Here is an 8,626-nt window from a genome sequence, read left to right on the forward strand (position 1 = left end):
CACCTGGTCACATTCCGAACCCAGAAGTTAAGCCTGCATACGCTGAAAGTACTTGAGGGGCAGCCCTCCGGGAGGATAGGTACTTGCCAAGCTTTTTTTATTCTTTAGACAGAGTAAAAACTGTTGGTAATTTTTAAAATAAAAAATAAAAAAGGGTTGACACTTTCTAAATGTTATGTTATTATTAATCTCGTCTTGGAAAGCAAAAGTGAAGCTCTATCAGTGAATGACCATACAATTTGGTATGGGAGGATAGTTATTAGTGTCCGATAAGTGAGTGGAGGTGTAATCATGAGAGTTAATGTCCAATTAGAGTGTACTGAATGTAAGAGAAGAAATTACAGCACTGCTAAAAACAAAAAGAACACAACAGACAGGTTAGAAATGAACAAGTACTGCAAGTGGGATAAGAAAGTAACGCTACACAAAGAAACTAAAAAATAGTCAATACAATAACTAATTTACAACGTGCAGGTCAATGGCTCAATTGGTAGAGCATCGGTCTCCAAAACCGAGGGTTGGGGGTTCGAGTCCCTCTTGACCTGCCATTTTTTTATATTGAGTATTGAAGGTGGTCCTATGAAATTTATCGAAGAGATAAAAATGGAATATGCTAAGGTGACATGGCCTAACAAAGAAGAAGTGAAGAACGCCACTATAATTGTTGCAGCTATGAGTGTTGCTTTGAGTATATATTTAGGAGTTTTCGACTTAATTGCTTCTAGACTTTTAGATGTGCTCGTATCCAGCTTTGGAGGGTAAGGAATGGAAAAAACTATAGTAAAAAGATGGTTCATGATCCACACTTATTCAGGATATGAGAAGAAGGTAAAAACCGATCTTGAACAGAAAATTGAAACTCTCGAAAAAGGAGAGATAGTAACAAGAATACTTGTTCCTGAAGAGGAAAGTGTGGAATTAAGAAGAGGTAAAAAGAAAGTTGTGGCAAGAAAACTTTTCCCTGGATATGTGATGGTCGAAATGATTGTTACTAGGGAAGAAAGTGCTGACGGCATAAACTTTAAAGTCGATTCTGATGCCTGGTATATCATAAGAAATACCAATGGGGTAACAGGATTTGTAGGAGTGGGATCTGATCCTATACCTATGGAAGATGAAGAAGTGGAAAATATATTTAGAGTCATCGGTCTTAATGATGGTGATAAAGAGGTTAAAGAAACAATTCAAATTAACTTTGGTGTCGGAGATTATGTCGAGCTTCTTGAAGGTGGACTTTCTGGACACGGAGGAAAAGTAGCGGAAATCGACATGGAACATAAAAGAGTCAAAGTCATGGTCGAAATGTTTGGTAGGATGACTCCTGTTGAAGTAAGTTTCGACGGTGTCAAAAAAGCCTAAGCGACGCTTTCGGCAAGTGGGAGATAACAAATCACTATGACCACAGATATTATGGAGGTGCAACTTAAAAAATGGCAAAAGAAGTAATCGGATTAATTAAGTTACAATTACCAGCGGGAAAGGCTAATCCAGCTCCACCAGTAGGACCTGCATTAGGACAACATGGTGTTAACATCATGGAATTCTGTAAAGCTTTCAACGCTAAAACTCAAGATAAAGCTGGATGGATTATACCAGTAGAAATTTCTGTTTACAATGATAGAAGTTTCACATTCATTCTGAAGACTCCACCTGCATCTGACTTACTTAAAAAAGCTGTAGGAATTAAATCGGGAGCTGCTAACTCTTTAAAAGAGACAGTAGGGACAATCACTAAAGCACAACTTAAAGAAGTAGCAGAAACTAAAATGCCAGACTTAAATGCTGGAACTGTTGAAGCAGCTATGAACATTCTTGCTGGATCTGCAAGATCTATGGGAATAAAAATAGTAGACTAATTTTTGGAAAATGGCTTTATTATAGAGTGAAAATAAGTGGTAGGAACTAAAAATTCCGCTTAACCACAGAAGGAGGAAAGTTAAGGAATGGCTAAAAGAGGTAAAAAATACTTAGAAATAGCTAAACTAGTTGAGACAGGAAAGCTTTATGAAGTAAACGAAGCTTTAGAGCTAGTTAAAAAAACAAAAACTGCGAAATTCGTAGAAACTATAGAGGTTGCTCTTAGATTAGGAGTAGACCCAAGACACGCTGACCAACAAATAAGAGGAACTGTAGTTCTTCCACATGGTACAGGTAAAAATGTAAAGGTCCTTGCTATAACTTCTGGAGACAACGTACAGAAAGCTCTAGATGCAGGGGCAGATTATGCAGGAGCAGAGGAGTATATCGAAAAGATCCAACAAGGTTGGTTTGATTTTGATGTAGTCATAGCTACTCCAGACATGATGCCTAAGTTAGGAAAATTAGGAAGAGTACTAGGAACAAAAGGACTTATGCCTAACCCTAAATCAGGAACAGTTACACCAAATATTGCTCAAGCAGTATCAGAATTCAAGAAAGGTAAGCTTGCCTTTAGAGTAGACAAATTAGGATCTATTCATGTACCTATCGGTAAGGCAGATTTCGACGGTGTAAAAATCGAAGAAAACTTCAAAGCTTTTATGGCAGAGATCCAGAGGTTAAAACCATCAGCGGCAAAAGGTCAATACCTTAAAACTGTAGCTGTATCCCTAACAATGGGACCTGGAATCAAGATGGACCCAATTCTTGTATCTAAGTACTTAGGTGCATAATAACTATAGTTGGATTAAAAATTAATATATATCCAAACCAAAGACAGTAGGTGGTGTAAACCTTAAACATCCTACCGAGGTTGGGGCAAGTTATCACTAACCTCAAGTATGCTCACAACCTCCGTTCCTGTCTTTGGACCGGGGGTTATTTTTCAGAAAAAGAGGAGGTGAATAGATAATGGCAACTGAATTAAAAAAACAGGTTATCGCTGAACTAAGTGAAAAGATCAAAAAATCTGATTCGATTGTTTTCATTGACTATAGAGGTTTAAAAGTTAATGAAGAAACTGAATTAAGAAAACAGATCAGAGAAGCTGGAGCAGAGTATATCGTTGCTAAAAACAGACTTTTCAAAATAGCTCTTAAAGAAGCTGGTGTGGAAGACAGTTTTGACGATGTACTAGAAGGAACTACGGCATTTGCATTTGGATATGGAGACGTTGTGGCACCTGCAAAAGTTACTTTTGAATTAGGGAAAGCTCTAACTCTTAAGAAAAGAGATATATTTAAAATAAAAGCTGGATTACTTTCTGGTAAGAGAGTTGAAGCATCTGAAGTTGAAGCACTAGCTAAACTTCCGTCAAGAGAGCAACTGCTTTCTATGGTGTTAAATGGTATGCTTGGACCAATCAGAAAACTTGCTTATGCAGCTGTAGCAATAGCTGATAAGAAAGAATCTGCAGGAGAATAATCTCTTTGAACAGAGGTTGTTTGAACAGTTAACAAAAAATCTTATTATAGATATAATAAAAAAGGAGGAATAATTAAATGGCATTCGATAGAGAGAAATTCATCGCTGACTTAGAAGCAATGACAGTATTAGAATTAAAAGAATTAGTAACAACACTAGAGGATCACTTCGGTGTAACTGCTGCTGCTCCTGTAGCTGTAGCTGCTGAAGCTGGAGCTGCTGCTGAAGCTCAAACTGAATTCAACGTAGTTCTTACAAGCGCAGGTGACAAGAAGATAGCAGTAATCAAAGAGATCAGAGCTATTACTGGGCTTGGACTTAAAGAAGCTAAAGACTTAGCTGAAGCTGGAGGAAACATCAAAGAGGCTGTTTCTAAAGAAGAAGCTGAAGAATTAAAAGCTAAATTAGAGGCTGCTGGAGCTTCTGTAGAAGTTAAATAGTCTATTTTTTAACTTTTATAAATTTTACTAACAATTTAAAAAAAATAGGCACTCTTAATTAAGAGTGCCTTTTTACTCATTTATAGAGTAATTGCCTGAATAAGACAACAAACGTGAAAATATTTTAAATATGAAGTTGATATCTAATCTGTGTAAAACAGTGTATTCAAACAGATTATTTTTAATAGGTTAGGTATCAACTATTAAGAACTAACAAGGGGTGTGAAGTAATGGGGAAACTTGTTAAAAGAATGAATTTTGGAAGAATAAAAGAAAGAGGAGCAATGCCTCACTTCCTAGAATTCCAATTAAATTCCTATGAAGATTTCCTACAAGCCAAAAAAGCTCCAAATACAAGAGAAGATAAAGGACTTGAATCGGCTTTTAGAGAAATTTTCCCTATTGAGTCTTCTAACGGAGACATCAAACTTGAGTACCTTTCTTATGAACTGCACGAAGCAGAGCCACCAATGAACGACGAGCTTGAGTGTAAGAAGAGAGGTAAAACCTATTCTGCCTCATTAAAGGTAAGGCTTAGACTCATAAACAAGAAAAGTGGAAATGAGATACAGGAAACATTAGTATACTTTGGTGAGCTTCCTAGGATGACTGAGAGAGGGACTTTCATAATTAATGGTGCAGAAAGAGTAGTAGTGTCGCAACTACATAGATCACCTGGTGTTTCTTTCAACAAAGAACAGAATATTCAAACAGGTAAAGATCTTTTTTCAGGAAAAATCATACCTTACAAAGGTACATGGCTGGAGTTTGAAACAGACAAGAATGACTTCTTAAGTGTCAAAATCGACAGAAAGAAGAAAGTTCTGGCAACTGTATTCTTAAAATCAGTGGATTTTTTCCAGGACAACTTGGAAATTATAGAGGAGTTCTTTAAAACTAAAGAACTTGAGCTGACTAAGTATTATGAAAAATACAAGGACAGAGAAGAACTGGTAAGTATATTCAGAACAAAGTTTGAAGGTAGTTTTATAAAAGAGGATATATTTGACGAAGAAACAGGAGAAATCCTAGCTGAAGAGCAGAGAGTAATAGATGAAGAGCTCATTGAAAAAATAGTAGATATGAAGCTTGAATCAATAAGCTACTGGGAAGTAAGACCAGAAGAAAAAATACTTGCAAATACTTTACTAGGTGATACAACTGAAAATAAAGATGAAGCAGTAACAGAGGTATTTAAAAAACTAAGACCTGGAGATCTTGTAACAGTAGATTCAGCGAGATCACTGATCAGACAGATGTTTTTTAATCCTCAAAGGTATGATCTTGCTTCAGTTGGTAGATACAAGATGAACAAGAGACTGAGACTAGACCTTCCTGAAGATCAAGTAGTATTGACCAGGGATGACTTAGTGGCAGCAATAAAGTATGTTCTTGGACTCCACAATGGAAACGGACATACTGACGATATAGACAACCTTTCAAACAGAAGGGTAAGAGGAGTAGGAGAACTTCTCTTGATGCAGATAAGATCAGGACTTGTGAAAATGGGGAAAATGGTAAAGGAAAAGATGACTGTACAAGATGCAGGAACACTTACTCCTCAATCACTTCTGAATACAAGACCTCTAAATGCATTAGTTTTAGATTTCTTCGGTTCTGGACAACTTTCACAGTTTATGGACCAATCCAACCCACTGGCAGAACTTACTCATAAAAGAAGAATCTCAGCACTTGGACCAGGTGGACTTTCCAGAGAAAGAGCCGGATTCGAGGTACGGGATGTACATGACTCACATTATGGAAGAATATGTCCAATAGAAACTCCAGAGGGACCAAACATCGGTCTTATAGGATCTCTTGCTATCTATGCAAAGGTTAATAAGTATGGATTTATAGAAACTCCGTATATAACTGTAACAGAAGGTAAGGCAAACTTTGATGACATAAAATATCTTGCTGCAGATGAAGAGGAAGGACTTTTCATTGCACAAGCGGATACAGTTGTAGGAGAAGATGGAGATCTTGAGGGAGAAGTAGTTTGTAGATTTGGTCATGAAATAGTTCATGTATCAGGAGAAAAAGTTGATTTCCTTGATGTTTCTCCTAAACAAGTTGTTTCAGTATCAGCAGGACTGATACCTTTCCTAGAGCATGATGATGCCAACAGAGCACTTATGGGATCAAACATGCAAAGACAGGCAGTTCCACTTCTTAAAGCAGAAGCTCCTTTTATAGGAACAGGGCTTGAAAGAAAAGTAGCTGTAGACTCTGGAGCAGTAGTAGTGTCAAAGGTCAAGGGAAAAGTAGTAGCTGTAGATGCTAACAAAATAGTAGTATTAGACGAAGAGAAGAAAGAACATTCTTATAGATTGCTAAACTTCGAGAGATCTAACCAGGCGATGTGTTTACATCAAAAGCCTCTAGTTGACCTCGGGGAAGAGGTAGAAGTTGGTTCTATAATGGCTGACGGACCTGCCACAAAAGGCGGAGACCTAGCACTAGGAAGAAATATCCTGATGGCGTTCATGCCTTGGGAAGGATATAACTTTGAGGATGCGATTCTAATCTCTGACAGACTGAGAAAAGATGATGTATTTACATCAATTCATATAGAGGAATATGAGATAGAAGCCAGATCGACAAAATTAGGCGACGAAGAAATAACAAGAGAAATTCCTAACGTATCTGAAGAGGCTCTTAGAAACCTTGACGATAAAGGAGTCATAAGAGTAGGAGCAGAAGTAGGACCTGGAGATATTCTTGTAGGTAAAACTACTCCAAAAGGAGAGACAGAACCTCCTGCAGAAGAAAAACTACTCAGAGCTATCTTTGGAGAGAAGGCAAGAGATGTAAGAGATACTTCTCTGAAAATGCCTCACGGAGCCAAGGGTACTATCGTAGAGATTCTTGAACTTTCTAGAGAAAACGGCGATGAACTGAAAGCCGGAGTAAATAAATTGATAAGAATATTTGTAGCAGAGAAGAGAAAAATAACTGTTGGAGATAAGATGTCAGGAAGACATGGTAATAAAGGTGTTGTATCTAGAGTACTAGCTGCAGAAGATATGCCTTTCTTAGCAAACGGAACACATCTAGACGTAGTTATTAATCCTCTTGGAGTTCCTTCGCGTATGAATATAGGTCAGGTACTAGAAGTACACTTAGGACTTGCTGTGGGAGACTTGAACGGCGGAACATACATTGCCACTCCTGTATTTGACGGTGGAAACGAAGCACAGGTAAAGGATTATCTTGAATCCTCAGGATTCAGCAGAACTGGTAAGGTGACATTGTTTGACGGTAGAACAGGGGACAAATTTGATAACCCTGTAACTGTAGGTAGGATGTATATGCTTAAACTTCATCATCTGGTAGAAGATAAAATGCACGCTAGAGCAATCGGACCTTACTCACTAGTAACTCAGCAACCACTTGGAGGTAAAGCTCAATTTGGAGGTCAGAGACTGGGAGAAATGGAAGTTTGGGCTCTTGAAGCTTATGGAGCAGCAAATATTCTACAAGAGATGCTAACTGTCAAGTCAGATGACGTAGCAGGAAGAACAAAGACATACGAGGCTATTGTAAAAGGTGAAGAAATGCCAGAGCCTGACTTACCAGAATCATTTAAGGTACTACTTAAGGAATTCCAGGCACTAGCTCTTGATGTAGAACTCTTTGATACTGATAAAAATCTTATTAATGTAAATGAAGAGCTAAACAAAGAAGAAACAATAACGGAGTTCTCTTTAGCAGACCTTAAAAATTAAGATTGTGGTCGTATGGAACACATAACTATTTGAGTGTATATAATACTTATCTCAAGTAAGGAGGCTTTGCAGTTAATATGGGAATTAAAAATTTCGAAAAAATCAGGATTAGATTAGCATCTCCGGAAAAAATTCAAGAATGGTCTTTTGGAGAAGTAACTAAACCGGAAACAATTAACTATAGAACACTTAATCCTGAAATGGATGGTCTTTTCTGTGAAAGGATATTTGGTCCAACTAAGGATTGGGAATGTGCTTGCGGAAAATACAAAAGAATGAGATATAAAGGTCTTGTTTGTGAGAAATGTGGAGTGGAAGTAACAAGAGCAAAAGTCAGAAGAGAGAGAATGGGGCACATAAACCTTGCCGCCCCTGTCTCTCATATCTGGTACTCTAAAGGAACTCCGAATAAGATGTCTCTTATTCTTGGAATTTCTCCAAAAGAACTAGAATCAGTTCTTTACTTTGCAAGATATATCGTAATATCTACAGGTGATACTAATCTTAAAGAAGTAAAGATTTTAACTGAGAGAGAGTATAAGCTGTACAGGCAGCAGCACGGAAAAAGTTTTGAAGCCCAAATGGGTGCAGAAGCTATTCTTAAGCTACTTCAAAAGATAAACCTGGAAGAACTTCAAGTGGAACTTGAAAAAGAACTTGAAGATGTAACTTCTTCTCAGAAGAGAAAGAAAATAGTAAAAAGACTTAAAATAGTAAGAGACTTCAGTGAGTCAGGAAATAAACCTGAGTGGATGATACTGAAAAATGTTCCTGTAATACCAGCTGACCTTAGACCAATGGTTCAGTTAGACGGTGGAAGATTTGCAACTTCAGACCTGAACGACCTTTACAGAAGAGTAATAAACAGAAACAACAGATTAAAGAAACTTTTAGAAATAAAAGCCCCTGAAATCGTTGTGAAAAATGAAAAAAGAATGCTTCAGGAAGCTGTAGATGCACTTATAGATAATGGAAGAAGAGGAAAGCCTGTAGTAGCACAAAACAACAGAGAACTTAAATCTCTTTCTGACATGCTGAAGGGTAAGCAAGGTAGATTCAGACAAAACCTACTAGGAAAAAGGGTAGACTACTCTGCTAGATCGGTTATAGTTGTAG

At 37.5% G+C, this 8,626-nt stretch carries 8 protein-coding genes, 1 tRNA gene, 1 rRNA gene, 1 pseudogene and 1 other annotated feature; all 11 genes and pseudogenes read left to right on the plus strand.

What is annotated here, in order from left to right; translation table 11 throughout:
- Positions 1-92 (plus strand): 5S ribosomal RNA (gene rrf, locus ABZA26_RS03290); the annotation flags it as partial.
- Positions 93-291: 199 nt separating this feature from the next.
- Positions 292-444 carry a 50S ribosomal protein L33 gene (gene rpmG, locus ABZA26_RS03295; protein WP_320045767.1) on the plus strand — a complete coding sequence of 51 codons (153 nt, stop codon included), beginning with the start codon at positions 292-294 and terminating at the stop codon, positions 442-444.
- 28 nt (positions 445-472) lie between these two features.
- A tRNA-Trp gene (locus tag ABZA26_RS03300) sits at positions 473-548 on the plus strand.
- A gap of 10 nt (positions 549-558) precedes the next feature.
- Positions 559-762 (plus strand): preprotein translocase subunit SecE, encoded by a 204-nt coding sequence (gene secE, locus ABZA26_RS03305; RefSeq protein WP_372713094.1) that lies wholly within the window; start codon positions 559-561, stop codon positions 760-762.
- 3 nt (positions 763-765) lie between these two features.
- Entirely contained in the window at positions 766-1,359 is a 594-nt protein-coding gene (nusG, locus tag ABZA26_RS03310) for a transcription termination/antitermination protein NusG (protein WP_372713095.1), read from the plus strand.
- A gap of 71 nt (positions 1,360-1,430) precedes the next feature.
- On the plus strand, positions 1,431-1,856 hold the full coding sequence (rplK, locus tag ABZA26_RS03315; RefSeq protein WP_372713096.1) for a 50S ribosomal protein L11: 426 nt from the start codon (positions 1,431-1,433) through the stop codon (positions 1,854-1,856).
- Positions 1,857-1,943: 87 nt separating this feature from the next.
- A complete protein-coding gene (gene rplA / locus ABZA26_RS03320) occupies positions 1,944-2,651 on the plus strand; it encodes a 50S ribosomal protein L1 (protein WP_372713097.1) in 708 nt (235 codons plus the stop codon).
- Positions 2,652-2,670: 19 nt separating this feature from the next.
- Positions 2,671-2,811: a sequence feature (ribosomal protein L10 leader region), on the plus strand.
- Positions 2,812-2,829: 18 nt separating this feature from the next.
- Positions 2,830-3,342 (plus strand): 50S ribosomal protein L10, encoded by a 513-nt coding sequence (gene rplJ, locus ABZA26_RS03325; RefSeq protein ID WP_372713098.1) that lies wholly within the window; start codon positions 2,830-2,832, stop codon positions 3,340-3,342.
- A 77-nt stretch (positions 3,343-3,419) separates the two neighbouring features.
- Positions 3,420-3,782 carry a 50S ribosomal protein L7/L12 gene (gene rplL / locus ABZA26_RS03330; protein WP_372713099.1) on the plus strand — a complete coding sequence of 121 codons (363 nt, stop codon included), beginning with the start codon at positions 3,420-3,422 and terminating at the stop codon, positions 3,780-3,782.
- A gap of 230 nt (positions 3,783-4,012) precedes the next feature.
- The gene (gene rpoB, locus ABZA26_RS03335; protein ID WP_372713100.1) at positions 4,013-7,510 is read left to right on the plus strand and encodes a DNA-directed RNA polymerase subunit beta; all 3,498 of its coding nucleotides are present in this window, start codon (positions 4,013-4,015) and stop codon (positions 7,508-7,510) included.
- 77 nt (positions 7,511-7,587) lie between these two features.
- Positions 7,588-8,626 (plus strand): annotated as a pseudogene (locus ABZA26_RS03340) (DNA-directed RNA polymerase subunit beta'); the annotation flags it as partial.

The sequence above is a fragment of the Ilyobacter sp. genome (genome assembly GCF_041583315.1).
Lineage (GTDB): Bacteria > Fusobacteriota > Fusobacteriia > Fusobacteriales > Fusobacteriaceae > Ilyobacter.